At 73.4% G+C, this 14,166-nt stretch carries 12 protein-coding genes; 7 read left to right on the forward strand and 5 right to left on the reverse strand.

The window, feature by feature from the left end; translation table 11 throughout:
* The first annotated feature begins 122 nt into the window (after positions 1–122).
* Positions 123–803: a type III effector protein gene (locus K7C20_RS33845; RefSeq protein ID WP_107083472.1), complete on the forward strand. Its 681-nt coding sequence runs from the start codon at positions 123–125 to the stop codon at positions 801–803.
* Positions 804–1,003: 200 nt separating this feature from the next.
* On the opposite strand, the gene K7C20_RS33850 is transcribed toward K7C20_RS33845, so the two are convergent.
* The 3 genes from K7C20_RS33850 to K7C20_RS33860 form a co-directional block, all read right to left on the reverse strand.
* Positions 1,004–1,498 (reverse strand): GNAT family N-acetyltransferase, encoded by a 495-nt coding sequence (locus K7C20_RS33850; RefSeq protein ID WP_053209827.1) that lies wholly within the window; start codon positions 1,496–1,498, stop codon positions 1,004–1,006.
* Positions 1,499–1,523: 25 nt separating this feature from the next.
* Positions 1,524–1,931 (reverse strand): CoA-binding protein, encoded by a 408-nt coding sequence (locus K7C20_RS33855; protein ID WP_030089223.1) that lies wholly within the window; start codon positions 1,929–1,931, stop codon positions 1,524–1,526.
* A gap of 224 nt (positions 1,932–2,155) precedes the next feature.
* Positions 2,156–2,935: a type VII secretion system-associated protein gene (locus K7C20_RS33860; RefSeq protein ID WP_030089225.1), complete on the reverse strand. Its 780-nt coding sequence runs from the start codon at positions 2,933–2,935 to the stop codon at positions 2,156–2,158.
* A gap of 262 nt (positions 2,936–3,197) precedes the next feature.
* Here K7C20_RS33860 and K7C20_RS33865 point away from each other — a divergent pair, with 262 nt between their 5' ends.
* The 4 genes from K7C20_RS33865 (at position 3,198) to K7C20_RS33880 (ending at position 10,411) form a co-directional block, all read left to right on the forward strand.
* Complete coding sequence (locus K7C20_RS33865) at positions 3,198–3,824, forward strand: YigZ family protein (RefSeq protein WP_053209828.1); 627 nt, start codon at positions 3,198–3,200, stop codon at positions 3,822–3,824.
* A gap of 175 nt (positions 3,825–3,999) precedes the next feature.
* Positions 4,000–5,523 (forward strand): APC family permease, encoded by a 1,524-nt coding sequence (locus K7C20_RS33870; protein ID WP_030089229.1) that lies wholly within the window; start codon positions 4,000–4,002, stop codon positions 5,521–5,523.
* 434 nt (positions 5,524–5,957) lie between these two features.
* The gene (locus K7C20_RS33875) at positions 5,958–7,124 is read left to right on the forward strand and encodes an exonuclease SbcCD subunit D (RefSeq protein ID WP_030089231.1); all 1,167 of its coding nucleotides are present in this window, start codon (positions 5,958–5,960) and stop codon (positions 7,122–7,124) included.
* Positions 7,121–10,411 (forward strand): AAA family ATPase, encoded by a 3,291-nt coding sequence (locus K7C20_RS33880; protein ID WP_053209829.1) that lies wholly within the window; start codon positions 7,121–7,123, stop codon positions 10,409–10,411. The genes K7C20_RS33875 and K7C20_RS33880 overlap by 4 nt, the downstream gene beginning before the upstream one ends.
* 33 nt (positions 10,412–10,444) lie before the next feature.
* Here K7C20_RS33880 and K7C20_RS33885 read toward each other — a convergent pair whose 3' ends face one another.
* A complete protein-coding gene (locus tag K7C20_RS33885; protein WP_030089237.1) occupies positions 10,445–10,891 on the reverse strand; it encodes an Lrp/AsnC family transcriptional regulator in 447 nt (148 codons plus the stop codon).
* Positions 10,892–10,985: 94 nt separating this feature from the next.
* On the opposite strand from K7C20_RS33885, the gene K7C20_RS33890 reads away from it, so the two are divergent.
* Both K7C20_RS33890 and K7C20_RS33895 read left to right on the forward strand, forming a co-directional pair.
* On the forward strand, positions 10,986–11,534 hold the full coding sequence (locus K7C20_RS33890) for a rhodanese-like domain-containing protein (RefSeq protein WP_048830401.1): 549 nt from the start codon (positions 10,986–10,988) through the stop codon (positions 11,532–11,534).
* 289 nt (positions 11,535–11,823) lie between these two features.
* Positions 11,824–12,693: an SDR family oxidoreductase gene (locus K7C20_RS33895; RefSeq protein ID WP_078953170.1), complete on the forward strand. Its 870-nt coding sequence runs from the start codon at positions 11,824–11,826 to the stop codon at positions 12,691–12,693.
* Here the strand turns inward: K7C20_RS33895 and K7C20_RS39335 are convergent.
* Positions 12,665–14,134: a GNAT family N-acetyltransferase gene (locus tag K7C20_RS39335; RefSeq protein WP_053209205.1), complete on the reverse strand. Its 1,470-nt coding sequence runs from the start codon at positions 14,132–14,134 to the stop codon at positions 12,665–12,667. The two genes, K7C20_RS33895 and K7C20_RS39335, sit on opposite strands and share 29 nt — an antisense overlap.
* Between the last annotated feature and the right edge of the window lie 32 nt (positions 14,135–14,166).

Genomic DNA, 14,166 nt, shown 5'->3' on the forward strand with positions numbered 1-14,166 from the left:
CACCTCCAGAGGACTCAGGCAGTAACTGCCAATGCGCTTCACCTGACACCCGTTGTAGCATGTCATCCAATGGATGACAAGTGGAGTGTCGTCGAATCGATGACGCGATGAAGGAGGTCACGGTGCCCACAGCCGACCAGCCCAGCCCTGCTACCGGCCCGAACGCTGCCCCCGGGTCCTTCCTCGCGACCGCCGCTGCGCTGAGCGCCATCAGGGAAGCGCTGCGCGCCGCCCACACCGTGCAGGACGACGAACCGCAGGGGCCCGGCGCAGTACCCCAGGACGAGGCCCTGGCCTCTCTCCTGCTGCTCAGGGAAGTCCGCGAACACCTGGCGGGCTGGGAGAGCGGACTGATCGAAGCGGCCCGGGAGGCGGGCGCCAGCTGGGCGGACCTTGCCCAGCCCCTCGGCGTCGCCAGCCGCCAGGCAGCCGAGCGCCGCTACCTCCGCCTGCGGCCCGGCGCCGCCAACACCACCGGCGAAGAGCGCGTCAAAGCCACCCGCGACCGCCGCGCCGCCGACCGCACCGTCACCGCCTGGGCCCGCCACAACGCCGCCGACCTGCGCCGGCTCGCCGGCCAGATCACCGCCCTCACCAACCTCCCGGCCGGCGCCCGCGCCCCCCTCGCCCACCTCGACCAGGCCCTCGCCGACAATGACGCCGCCCAGCTCCTCATCCCCCTGGCCGCCACTCAGCCGCACCTCCAGCACGACCACCCGGACCTCGCCACCCGCGTCGCCACCTTCACCCGCCACGCCGCTCAGCTGCGCCTCAACAGCGACGATCAGCGCCGTCCCACCTGAGACACGGGTGCGCCGCCGGGTCGGGGCGGTCGTGTCCTCAGGTCAGGCAAGCGTGCGGAAACCCAACGGAAGCCGACCGGAGGCAGTTCGGCCGGGCGGAGTTCACGGTGCGAAAGAGCCACCCCGCTCGGGGGCGGGATGGCTCGCGGGAGTTCCGTGGCGCGCCCGGGGGGCGGGGCCTACGGCCCGGGGGCCGAGGCCTACGGGACGGCGCACTCGCCGGACCGCACGTCCAGTGACAGCGCCAGGGAGTGTTCGGCGAAACCCAGGCTGCGGTACAGCGGCTCGGCATCGTCGGTGGCATGCAGATCGACCCGGGTGACGCCCCGCTCGGCGAACCAGCCCAGCAGTGCCTCCGTCGTGGCGCGCGCATAGCCGCGGCCCCGGTAGCGGGGGTCCGTACAGACGTTGAAGACGAAGCCGAAGTGCCCCGACGGGTGGCTCGGTGACGGCAGCCGTTCCTCGATGGTCCCAAGTGCGCACGCCGCGAGATGCGGCGCACCCGCCTCGTCACCCGCCACCACGAATCCGGCCAGCCGGGCAGCCGGGCCGGCCAGCTGCCGCCGCACCGTCGTCTCCGCGTCCCGCTCCCAACTCCCCGGAGAATCGCGCCCGTTCATCGCAAGGAACATCAGCCGACGCAGCCGGACGAGTTCGGTGGCGTCCTCGGGAACAGCGGCTCGGGTCACGATCATGCCCGGACGCTAACGCACCCGCCGCTCAGCCCAAACGGGGAATCTCAATCGCCGGACAGCGGTCCATCACCATGTCGAGCCCGGAGTCGTGCACCCGGTCCCAGGCCGCCTCGTCGATCACCCCGAGCTGGAACCAGACGGCCTTCGCCCCGACCGCAACGGCCTCGTCGGCGATGCCGCCCGCATGCTCGCTGTTGACGAACACATCGACCACGTCGACCGGAAACGGAATCGCCGCCAGCGAGGGATACCCCTGCTCGCCGTGCACCGTCTCGGCCTTCGGATGCACCGGCACGATCCGCTTGCCGTACCGCTGCAACACCTCCGCGACGCCGTGCGCGGCGCGCTGCTCGTTGTGGGACAGGCCCACGACGGCCCAGGTCTCGCCGAGCTCGGTGAGGATCTTGCGGATCGTGCTGGGGTCGCCGTACACGCACTGCCTCCTGCGGATGGAAGGGTCCTGTGCGGATCAACGGACGGCGCGACCCGGAGATTCCCGTCGCGGGAGACGACCAGGGGCTTTCGCTTGGCTCAGGCCGGCACGATCCACACGCGCGGCCCTCGGACCGTGCGGCGTGCAGCGGTGGGTGTGCGCCGGACGGCAGACGCCCCGCCCGAAGGGGAAGACGGGCGGGGCGGGTTCTCTGCGCCCGCGGCTCAGTTCGCGCCGCGGGACCTTCCGCTGCCGGCCAGCCCGGCCCCGACGACGGTGCTGCCCGTCGCGGCACGGGCCGGTTTGCCGATCGCCCGGCCGCTGCCCACCGGCTCGGCGCCGCCGGCTCCGGTACCGGGCCGCGGCGCCACGGGTTCCCGCGTCTCGGCCGTCGTACCGGATGCTCCGCCCAGCGTGGCGCGCAGTTCCTCGGTGTCCACCAGCATGCTCACCGGGCCGGTCGGGTTGAGGTACAGCGCATGCCCCGGCGGCAGCTGCTCGACGAGTTCGGCCACCGGCCGTCGGTCGTACAGCAGACGGCCCACCGATTCGAGGTAGCTCTGCGAGGTGTAGACGGGGATCACCGGGGTGCCCTCGGGTGAGGCGGCAGCCAGTGGCGTACCGGTCGCGGTGACCAGGACGGAGACCTCCGCGCGTGCCAGCGCCTCGGAGACGGCCTCGCCCGGTCCGTAGCCGGTCGCGGCGAGCTGGATTGCGCTGTCGACCGCGTCGGTCGGCTCCGCCCAGTCCAGCATCTGGGGTGACGGCCGGTACTCCGGGTTGTCCCGCCACTCCACGATCTCGCCCGTCGGGCTCGAGCGCCATTGTCCGATCAGCGCCCACAGGGGCGGTGGTCCCTCGCCCTGCCAGGTCAGATCCACCATGGCCAGCCAGTGGTCGGGTGCCTTGCGTGCCGCCTCGATGACCTCCGGCGGGGGCTCGGGCATCTCCTCGCCCGTCACCGGAACTCCCGCCGTCATCGCCGACTGTGTGCTCTCTTCCATGCAGCCCTCCGCAAACCCGCCGTTCCTACACGTACGAGCGGGGCCCCGGAAACACGAGGCTCTCGCACTGACCTCACAGTGCCCACGGCCGGGGCGGACGTCTCACCGACGCACCGTGCGGACGGGGTGGGTACGCCGCCTGGCCGCGCGGAACGCGCCCGTACGGCGGACACCCGCGCCCTTACGGCGGACACCCCAGCGCGGCGCGGTCCGGGGGAGCGGCCGGTGTCCGCCGGTCACAGGGGCCGCATAGGCTGGCCGGATGCAGGAGCAGTACCGCACGCTCGCGCGCGAGGGCGTCCACGAGATCGAGATCAACAAGTCCCGCTTCCTCTGCGCGCTCGCGCCGGTCGCGACCGAGGCCGAGGCCCAGGACTTCATCGCGCGCATCCGCAAGGAGCACCCCACGGCCCGCCATCACTGCTTCGCCTACGTCCTGGGCGCCGACGGCGGCATCCAGAAGGCGAGCGACGACGGCGAGCCGGGCGGCACCGCGGGCGTACCGATGCTTCAGATGCTGGTGCGCCGCGAGGTGCGCTTCGTCGTCGCCGTCGTCACCCGCTACTTCGGCGGGGTCAAGCTGGGCGCGGGCGGCCTCATCCGTGCGTACGGAGGCGTCGTCGGCGAGGCGCTGGACGTGCTGGGCACGGTCACCCGGCAGCGCTTCCGCCTGGTGACGGTCACCGTCGACCACCAGCGCGCGGGCCGGGTGGAGAACGATCTGCGCACGACGGGACGGGCGGTGCGCGAGGTGACCTACGGGGCGGAGGTACGCATCGAGATCGGGCTGCCGGAGGCCGATCTGGACGCCTTCCGCGGCTGGCTCGCGGACACCACCGCCGGCACCGCTCGGCTGGAGCTCGGCGGCGAGGCGTACGGGGAGCTCTGAGGCGGGCGGTCCGGCCTGCCCCTGGGACGGCGGGGTTCGGCGGCCAGGAGGTGGGCCTGTTGCGCCGGAAAGTCCGGTACGGACCGGTGCGCCGGGGCGCGGATCGTGTCAGCCTGTGGCGCGGTGGGAACAGGCCGCGAAACCGTGTGCGTGCCGGCACGAGAAAGGCTTCTCCATGCCTGAACTCCTCGATGAGCGCGTGGGATTCGTCCGCCGGATCGGGCTGTTCCAGGCCACCGCCATCAACATGAGTCAGATGTGCGGCATCGGCCCCTTCGTGACCATCCCGCTGATGGTCGCGGCGTTCGGCGGGCCGCAGGCCGTGACCGGGTTCCTCGCCGGCGCGGTCCTGGCGCTCGCTGACGGGCTGATCTGGGCCGAGCTGGGTGCGTCGCTGCCCGGGGCGGGCGGCAGCTATGTCTATCTGCGGCAGGCTTTCCAGTACCGGACCGGCAAGCTGATGCCGTTTCTGTTCGTCTGGACGGCCATGCTGTTCATCCCGCTGGGGATGTCCACCGGCGTGATCGGCTTTGTGCAGTACCTCGGCTATCTGTGGCCGGACATGAGCCCGGGGCAGGGCGACCTCGTCGGACTCGTCCTCACCGTGGGCATCATCGGCCTGCTGTGGCGACGGGTGGAGAACATCGCCAAGCTCACCGTCATCCTGTGGACGGTGATGATCGCCTCCGTCCTCCTGGTCATCGTCGCCGCCTTCACCCACTTCAGCGCGGAGCGTGCCTTCACCTACCCGGCCCACGCCTTCGAGCTGACGGCGAGTCACTTCTGGATCGGCTTCGCAGCCGGCCTGACGATCGGCATCTACGACTACCTCGGCTACAACACCATCGCGTACATGGGCGCCGAGATCAGACAGCCCGGCCGCACCATCCCCCGCGCCGTCATCACCTCGATCCTGGGCATCATGACGATCTATCTGCTGCTGCAGATCGGCACCCTGGGCGTCGTGAACTGGCAGGACATGCTCGACCCGCACTCCACGGCGTCCTCCTCGGTCGCCTCCGCGGTGCTGGAGAAGGCCTGGGGCAGGGGCGCCGCCGACACCGTCACCGTGCTCATCCTCATCACCGCCGTCGCCTCCGTCTTCACCGGACTCCTGGGCGGCTCCCGGGTCCCCTACGACGCCGCCCGCGACCGGGTCTTCTTCCGCCCGTACGGCAAGCTGCACCCCCGCCACCGCTTCCCCGTGCTGGGCCTGCTGACCATGGGAGCCGTGATGGCGGTGGGCTTCCTCATCGGACGGCACACCGACCTGGCCACCATCATCCAGCTGCTGACCACCGTCATGGTGATCGTGCAGTCGCTGGCCCAGGTCGCGGCGGTGACTGTGCTGCGCCGCCGTCAGCCGGGGCTGCGCCGTCCGTACCGGATGTGGCTCTATCCGCTGCCGAGCGTCGTGGCGCTGGCCGGCTGGCTGGTGATCTACGGCTACGCGGACCGCAACTCGCCCGGCAGGCACCCCATCGAATGGTCGCTGGCGTGGGTCGGGGCGGGCGTCGTGGCCTTCCTCGCCTGGGCCCGCTACGAGAAGGAGTGGCCGTTCGGGCCGAAGCAGATCAGCGAGGAGTATCTGCATGGCGCGGATCCGGACGCCGAGGGGGCCGGAGGAGCCGAGGGGGCCGGAGGAGACAAGGGGGAGAAGGGAGCCGCGGGCACGGTGGGCGCCGCCGGGGGCAGTTGAGCCCTCCCTTCTCGGCGAGCGTGCCCGCCTTGCCATGGAGCTGCCGTTCCCGACGAGGGCCACTCGGTGGCGATCGCCGCCAGCATGTGCGTACGGGCCCGCCCGGCGGGCCGGCCACATCGCGGCCGGCACTGCGGCGAGGGCTATGCCGATCAGCGACGGAGCGATGATTCGGGCGACAGTGAAAGCGCACGTCAGCCGGGCGCTCGCCAAGCTGGGGCCGGCCAACCGGGTGCAGAGGGCACTGCTGGTCCGTGACGCGGGTCCGAAGTGGCTTCCGCGCACATCGGCGCTGGTGTGGATGCAAGAATGTGGGCCGTGACAGGCGGGGTGCGGTCGGCAGCCGTGGGGGCTGGGACCGGTCGCCGTAACCGCCTGGACCGGTGTGGGTTCGTGTGCTCTCGGAGGGAAAACATGCAGGTCGGAGCCGCTAGGTGAGATTTCTGCACACCTCCGACTGGCATCTGGGACGGTCCTTCCACCGGGTGAGCCTGCTCTCCGCCCAGCGGGCGTTCCTCGATCATCTCGTCGAGACGGTGCGGGCCAGGGAGATCGACGCGGTGCTCGTCGCCGGCGATATCTACGACCGTGCCGTGCCGCCGCTCGCCGCCGTCGAGCTCTTCGATGACGCCCTGCACCGGCTCGCCGGTCTCGGTGTCCCGACGGTGATGATCTCCGGCAACCATGACTCGGCCCGCCGGCTGGGCGTCGGCTCCGGACTGATGGAGCAGGCCGGCATCCATCTCCGCACCGACCCGGCCGGCTGCGGCACGCCGGTGCTGCTTGCGGATGCCCATGGCCCGGTGGCGCTCTACGGACTGCCGTACCTCGAACCCGCCATGGTGCGCGACACCCTCGGCGCACGGCGGGCCGACCACGCAGAGGTGCTGGGCGCGGCGATGGGCCGGGTGCGGGCCGATCTCGCGGACCGGCCCGCGGGGACCCGTTCCGTGGTCCTTGCGCATGCCTTTGTCACCGGTGGCGCGGTCAGCGACAGCGAGCGCGATATCACGGTCGGCGGGGTCGCCTCCGTCCCCGTCGCCGTGTTCGACGGCGTGGACTACGTCGCGCTCGGGCATCTGCACGGCTGTCAGACCCTCACCGAGCGGGTTCGTTACTCCGGATCGCCGCTCGCCTACTCCTTCTCCGAGGCCGGTCACCGCAAGTCGTCATGGATCGTGGATCTCGACGCGGACGGCGCCGTGCACGCGGAGCGGGTGGACTGCCCGGTGCCGCGGCCGCTGGCCCGTATCCGGGGACCGCTGGAGCAGCTGCTCGACGACCCGGAGCCGGGCCGGCACGAGGAGTCCTGGGTCGAGGCGACGCTCACCGACACCGCCCGCCCGCATGAGCCCATGGCCCGGCTCGCCCGGCGCTTCCCGCACATCGTCAGCCTCGTCTTCGATCCCGACGAGGGGCCCACCCGTTCGCCGGCCTCGTACGCGCAGCGGTTGCGCGGGCGCAGCGACCAGGAGATCGCCGAGGACTTCGTGGAACACGTACGGTCCGGCCGGGCGGCCGATGAGCAGGAGCGGGACGAACTGCGCTCGGCGATCGACGAGGTGCGTGTCGACGACATGGCGGCCGAGGTGGCGCGTTGAGGCTGCACCGGCTCACCCTCACCGCCTTCGGACCCTTCGGCGGCTCGCAGACCATCGACTTCGACCGGCTGTCGCGGGACGGCCTGTTTCTGCTGCACGGCCCGACGGGCGCGGGCAAGACCTCGGTCCTGGACGCGGTGTGCTTTGCGCTGTACGGATCGGTGCCCGGGGCGCGGCAGAGCGGCCAGGCGCTGCGCAGCGATCTGGCCGACCCGCTGACCCTCACCGAAGTCGTCCTCGAACTGACCGTGGGCGAGCGGCGGTTGGAGATCACCAGGCTCCCCGAGCAGCCACGCCCCAAGAAGCGGGGCAGCGGCACGACGAAGGAGAAGGCGCAGAGCAGGCTGCGGGAATTCGTTCCGGCGGGGACCGGGGCCGGGGGAGTGGCGGGCGGCGACGGGCCGGCGGACGGCGCGGGCGGCGACGGGCCGACGGACGGCGCGGGCGGCCACTGGAAGGCGCTGAGCCGCTCGCACCAGGAGATCGGCGAGGAGATCAGCCAGCTGCTCGGGATGAGCAAGGAGCAGTTCTGTCAGGTGGTGCTGCTTCCGCAGGGCGACTTCGCGCGCTTTCTGCGGGCCGACGCGGAGGCCCGCTCCCGGCTGCTGGGGCGGCTCTTCGACACCCGGCGGTTCGCGGCCCTCGAAGAGCAGTTGAATGCGCGCCGCAAGACGGCCGCTGACACGGTCACGGCGGGCGACGAACGGCTGTTGGCGCTGGCGCACCGGATGGCGCAGGCGGCGGGTGAGAGTTCCGATCTCACCGATCCGTCGGTCCCGGCGCCGGACCGGACCGGGCAGGCGACGGCGGGCGCAGCGGCGCGCGGACGCGGTGCCGCGGCCGGCGGGCGCGGCCGGGCGCAGGCGACGGCCGCGGCAAGGACGACGGTCACGGCGACCGTACCGGGGCAGGCCGGGTCCGTGGAGGGCGGTGGACGGGGCGGGCAGGCCGCGTCGGTCCGTACCGCCGCTGCGCAGGACCCGGCCGCACCCGGTCCCGGCGAGCCGGGCTTCGCTGAGGCGGTGCTGGTCAGGGCAGCCGTCGCCCGGGTGAGCGCACGGGAGCGGCTGGCGGTGGCTCGGTCCGCGGTGCACGCCGCGGAGGCCGCGGAGCACCAGGCGGCCGGGCGCTGGGAAGAGGCCCGCGAGCGGCACCGGCTCCAGCAGCGGTACGCGGACGCCCGGCGGCGGGCCGCCCGGCTCGATGACCGTGCCGAGGAGCGGGAGCGCACCCGCGACAGGCTGGCGCGGGCGCGTGCGGCCGCGGAGGTCGCGCCCGCACTCGCCCTGCGCGACGCCGCCTGGCGCGAACTGGACGCGGCGCAGCGGGCCGAGCGACAGCACAGAAGCCCGCTGCCGGCCGGCCTCGCCGACGCCGAGGGTGATCAACTCGCCGCACAGGAACGGCAGGTGCGGGAGGAGCTGGGCTCGCTCGGGGCGGCCCGGCGGGCCGAGCGGCGAGCCGCCGACATCAGCCGGGAGTGGGCCGGCCTCGACCGCGAGGCGCGGGCCGACGAGCAGACGCTGCTGGACGCCGCCGAGTGGCTCGCCACCTGGAGCGAGGCCCAGCGCGCCCACCGGCAGCGCATCGAGACGGCACAGGAGGCCGCCACCCGGGCCGAACAGCTCGGCACGCGGATCGAACCCGCCGCCGAACGATGGGAGGCGGCCCGTCGTCGCGACCGGCTCGGTGCCGACGTGCGGTCGGCGGAAGGCGAACTGCTCGCCGCCCGGGAGCGGTCCGCGGCAGCCCATGAGCACTGGCTCGACCTCAAGGACCGCAGGCTGCGCGGGATCGCCGCCGAGCTCGCGGACGGGCTGCGCGACGGTCAGGCATGCGCGGTGTGCGGCGCCACCGAGCACCCCGACCCGGCCCGCGCCGACGCGGACCACGTCGACCGGACGGCCGAGGAGGCCGCCCTGGAAGCCCACCGTCAGGCCGAGGAGACCCGTCAGCAGGCGGCGGACCACCAGCAGTCGGCCAAGGAGGCGCTGGCCGCAGCGGCCGCCACGGCGGGGGACGCCCCGACCGGTGAACTCGCCGCGCAGGTCGAGGAGTTGCGCGCCGACTTCGCCCGCGCCCATGCGCTCGGCGCTGACCTCCATGCCGCCCGCGAGGCGCTCGGACGCGCCGAGCGTGAGTACGAACGGCGCCGCGACGAGCAGCAGCAGGCCGAGCGCCGGGCCGCTGCGCGTACCTCCCACCGTGAGGCGCTGGACCGCGAACGGGCCGCCTTGGAAGAGGAGCTGACCCGGGCGCGGGGCGACTGCCCGAGCGTGGCCGACCGGGCCGCACGGCTGGAGCGGCAGGTCGCCCTGCTCGCCGCGGCGGCGGAGGCGGCCCGGACGGCGAACGCCTGCGCCGAGCGGCTCAAGGAGGCCGACGCCGGGCTGTCCGACGCCGCCTACCGCGCAGGATTCGACACCCCGCAGGCCGCCGCGGAGGCGCTGCTCCGGGACGACGAATGGCGCGTGCTGCAACAGCAACTCGACGACTGGCAGGCCGAATCCGCCGCGGTGGAAGCGGAGCTGGCCGACCCCGGGACCTCCGCCGCCGCGGCCCTGCCGCCCGCGGACCCGGTCGCCGCGCAGGCCGCTCACCAAGCCGCGACGGCGCGGCTGCGAACGGCGTCCGCCACCCATGCCGCGGCCCTGGAACGCTGTACGGAGCTCGACCGGCTCTCCGCCCGCGCCGAGGCCGATGCCCGTGCCCTGGCCCCGGTGCGCGCCGCCCACGACCGCATCGCCCGTCTTGCCGCACTCGCCTCCGGAACGTCCACGGAGAACGAGCGGCGGATGCGCCTGGAATCGTATGTGCTCGCCGCCCGGCTCGAACAGGTCGCGGCCGCCGCCACGGCCCGGCTGCACCGGATGTCCGGCGGCCGCTACACCCTCGTCCACTCCGACGAACGGGCCGGCGGCGCCCGGCGCTCCGGCCTCGGCCTGCACGTCGTCGACGCCTGGACCGGCCACGAACGGGACACCTCCAGCCTCTCCGGCGGCGAGACCTTCTTCGCCTCGCTAGCGCTGGCGCTCGGCCTCGCCGATGTCGTCACCGACGAGGCGGGCGGCACCCGGCTGGACACCCTCTTCATCGACGAGGGGTTCGGGAGCCTGGACGAACAGACCCTGGACGAGGTACTGGACGTTCTGGACTCACTGCGCGAACGCGACCGCAGCGTCGGGATCGTCAGCCACGTCACCGACCTCAAGGCGCGGATCCCCTCCCAGCTGGAGGTCGTCAAGGACCGGTCGGGCTCGACGGTCCGGCATCGGGTACGGGGCTGAGCGTGCCGGGCGGGGGCGTCACGGGGCCGCGGGTCACCGGCTGACGGCGCGGCGGGAGAGCGGCGAGGAGTAGACGACGCTGGTGGTCACCGCCCCCAGCGCGCCGATCCGGCCGGACACCTCCTCCAGATGCCTCATCGACCGGGCGGCGACCTTGAGGACGAAGCAGTCGTCGCCCGTGACGTGGTGCGCCTCCAGGATCTCCGAAGTCGTCTCCAGCAGATCGTGGAACGGCTTGTAGTTGCCGTTCGGGTACCGCAGTCGCACGAAGGCCAGCACCGGCAGCCCGATGCGCTCGGGGTCGATCACCGCCGCGTAGCCCGAGATCACCCCGGCCTCCTCCAGCCGGCGGACCCGTTCGGTGACGGCGCTGGCGGACATGTTCACGGCGCGGGCGAGCTCGGCGTAGCCCGCGCGGCCGTTGTGCTGGAGGACGTCGAGGATGCGCCAGTCGGTGGCGTCAGGGGAATAGCCGGTCATCCGGGCTGTCTAGCAGTGGAATCACCGGCAGATCAAGAGTTTCGCTGGTGATCATCACTTCTCGGCCCCGAAACGGGACCGTAAATTATCGGCCATGCCCCTACAGACGCCGCGGCCCGCCGCCCCCAGCCCTGTCCTGGCCACCGCGCCGGCTGCGCCCGCCGACGCCGCCGCCTACTTCGCCGCCCGGCTCGCCTTCCACACCGATGTCGCCGATGTGCACACCGCCCTCGCGGGCGGTGCCACCGACTTCGTCGTCGTCGACTCCCGTAGTTCCGAGGCCTGGGACCAGGGCCATGTCCCGGGCGCCGTTCACCTGCCGGCCGCCCGCATCCCGCAGGACGCGGGGGAGCTGCTCGATCCGGCGGTCCCGGTCGTCGTGTACTGCTGGGGGCCCGGCTGCGACGGTGCCACCCGCGCCGCCCTCGCGCTGGCCCGGCTCGGCCACCGGGTCAAGGAGATGCTCGGCGGTATCGAGTACTGGATCCGGGAGGGCTACGAGGTCGAGACCCGGCAGGGCAGGGAACGGCGGCCGGCCGATCCGCTGACGGCGCCTGTGTCGGCTCCTCTGTCGGTTCCTGTGACGGATCCTGGGGCCGATCCTCTGACGGCTCCCGTGGGGGCGGGGGATTGCGGCTGCTGAGCCTCCCCCCACCCCCGAACCCACCCCCGCCCCCTCCCCCGAAGGGGGAGAGGGGGAGGGGGCGGGGGAAGCGCTTCGCGTGGTGTGTGCGCAGGACGGCGCCGGTGTGCGGAAAGGCGCGCGTGGTGTGTGCGCAGGACGGTGCCGGTGTGGGGAAAGGCGCGCGTGGTGTGTGCGCAGGACGGTGCCGGTGTGGGGAAAGGCGCGCGTGGTGTGTGCGCAGGACGGCGATCCGGCGGGCGGAAATGCGGGTGACAGCCTCGCCCGGCGGCCACCAGGCTGGTGTGTCGTGACCTACGACAACAGCAGCCGCCCTGCCGAGAGCCCCCGGCCCGCCGCGGACCCTGGCGTACCGCGGCGCGACCCGCTGCCGCTCCTCGGCCGTACCGCCCTGGTCACCGGAGCGAGCCGGCGCCGCGGCATCGGCTACGCCGTCGCCCGGCGGCTGGCCGCATACGGAGCCGGCGTCTATCTGCACCACCACGTTCCGCACGACAGCGGGCAGCCCTGGGGAGCGGACCCGGGCGGCCCGGACGCGGTCGCCGCCGGGGTACGGGAACTCGCCGTACCCGGAGCGGAGGTGGCCCACGGGCCGGCCGATCTGGCCCGGCCGGACGCCCCCGCCCGCCTCCTCGACACCGCGGCCGAGGCGCTCGGCGGCAGACTGGACATCCTCGTCGCCAACCACGCGCTCAGCGGCAGCGACGGCCCCCTGGGCACCCTCGACGCGGCGATGCTCGACGCCCATTGGGCGGTCAACACCCGCTCGGTGATCCTCCTCGCGCAGGCCTACGCCCGTCGGCGCCAACCAGGTCTGCCGGGCGGGCGGATCGTGATGCTGACCTCCGGACAGGACCTGGGCGACGGTATGCCGGAGGAGATCGCCTATGGCCTGGCCAAGGGGGCGCTCGCCTCGGCCACCCGCAGCCTCGCCACCACGTTCGCCGACCTCGGGGTGACCGTGAACACCGTCAACCCGGGCCCGGTGGACACCGGTTACGCGGTCGGCACGCTGCGCGAGCGGGTCGCCGGGCGCTTCCCCGGGGGCGAGTGGGGCACGCCCGACGACCCGGCCCGGCTGATCGCCTGGCTCGCGACCGACGAGGCGGGCTGGATCACCGGGGAGGTCATCAACTCGGAGGGCGGTTTCCGGCGTTGACCCCGGCAGTGGTAGCGGTAGTGGCAGCGGCAGCGGCGGTGGCTCCGGACGCGTCGATCTCGTAGGCGCGCATCCCGTCGCGCTCCCCGACGAACCGGAAGCCCGCCCGGACCAGAACACGCTGGGACGGCACGTTCTCCGGCTCGGTCAGGGCGCACACCGTCCGTACCTCGGGGTGGGCGGCCGCCCAGCCGGCGAGCAGTCGCGCCGCGTCGGTCGCCCATCCGGCGCCGCGGGCGGACGGGGAGAGGTCATAGCCGATCTCCACGAAGCCCTCGGCATCCGGCGGGCCGTGGAAGCCGATGCTGCCGAGTGCTGTCCCGGCTGCCGCGTCGGACAGGACGAAGACGCCCCAGCCGGGACGGTAGCGGCCGGCCGCGGCGGCTCGTACGGCGATACCGGCGCCGCCGGAGGTGGCCTCGGGCGGTGAGCCGTCGATCCAGTCGAAGCCCGCGGGATCGCCGTCCGCGACCCGAGCGGCGGTGGCCGGCAGCAGGGCGCGCAGGGCCACCCGGCCCGCCGTGAGCGCCAGCGGGTATCCGGCGCCCGCGGTGACCAGCGCCTCGAACAGCGGACGGTGGTCCGCCCCCGCCGGCAGCCCGCTGACCTGTCCGTCGCCGACCTCCACCACCCGCCATACGCCGTCGGTGCGCAGCGCCAGATCGGTGGTGACGAAGCGCAGGCCCAACTCCCGTACAGCAGGCGCCACATGGGTGAGGCCGGGGGCGGGGCGCAGCGCCGGAGTGTCGGGGTGCGGACCGATCAGTACCGGCTCGCCGTCCACCCACCACACCCGCGCCTCACCCACTCCGGAGAACGACTCGAAGGCGCGCAGCACCACGCCCCCGGTCAAGAACTCCTCCTGGAGGTCGACGAAGCGGCCGACGACCGAGGCCAGCCGCTCGGTGTCGGCCGCGTCCGGCACGTAGGCGGCCTCGTCCCATTCGTGTTTTCGGGACTTGACCCAGTCCTTGACGACGAGCGGACGGGGCCCGCCCGCCGCGCCGAATGCCTCGGCAAGCGCCGCCAGGGCCGCCCTCTCCGGGGGCCGGCCGGGCGCGCAGGGGAGCCAGACGCTGTGCGGGGTGAGCGCGCGGAAGGTGGCGTACCAGCCCGGGAGCTCATGGGCGGACCGGTAGGCGGCGGGCGAGGTCAGCAGACGGCAGCCGCGGGCGTCGAGCACCGCGGACAGCTCGGCATAGCGGCCGGCGGGCAGCATCCAGCCGCGGTACCAGACCGGTCCGGCATCGTGCGGAACCCGGGCCACCGCCCCTTCGGCGTCCCCGGCGGCCAGCGCCTCGTGGTCCAGCACCGCGGTCGCCGCACCGGCCGACCGCGCCGCAGCCGCCTCCGTCGCAAAGTGCGGATCAGTACGGCGAGGGCGGAGCGGGTCGCCGGGGAACAGAAGCAGCGGCCGGTCCGCCGCGAGGTCCACTGTCATGTCAGCGGACCCTACGGACGGCGACGGCCGGC

The organism is Streptomyces decoyicus (genome assembly GCF_019880305.1).
GTDB classification, from domain to species: Bacteria; Actinomycetota; Actinomycetes; order Streptomycetales; family Streptomycetaceae; genus Streptomyces; species Streptomyces decoyicus.

What these genes read in the sequence shown, in the direction of transcription:
- K7C20_RS33850 (WP_053209827.1), bottom strand. Translation starts at nt 1,498, where the DNA reads ATGATCGTGACCCGAGCCGCTGTTCCCGAGGACGCCACCGAACTCGTC.
- K7C20_RS33860 (WP_030089225.1), bottom strand. Translation starts at nt 2,935, where the DNA reads ATGGAAGAGAGCACACAGTCGGCGATGACGGCGGGAGTTCCGGTGACG.
- K7C20_RS33865 (WP_053209828.1), top strand. Translation starts at nt 3,198, where the DNA reads ATGCAGGAGCAGTACCGCACGCTCGCGCGCGAGGGCGTCCACGAGATC.
- K7C20_RS33870 (WP_030089229.1), top strand. Translation starts at nt 4,000, where the DNA reads ATGCCTGAACTCCTCGATGAGCGCGTGGGATTCGTCCGCCGGATCGGG.
- K7C20_RS33885 (WP_030089237.1), bottom strand. Translation starts at nt 10,891, where the DNA reads ATGACCGGCTATTCCCCTGACGCCACCGACTGGCGCATCCTCGACGTC.
- K7C20_RS33890 (WP_048830401.1), top strand. Translation starts at nt 10,986, where the DNA reads ATGCCCCTACAGACGCCGCGGCCCGCCGCCCCCAGCCCTGTCCTGGCC.
- K7C20_RS39335 (WP_053209205.1), bottom strand. Translation starts at nt 14,134, where the DNA reads ATGACAGTGGACCTCGCGGCGGACCGGCCGCTGCTTCTGTTCCCCGGC.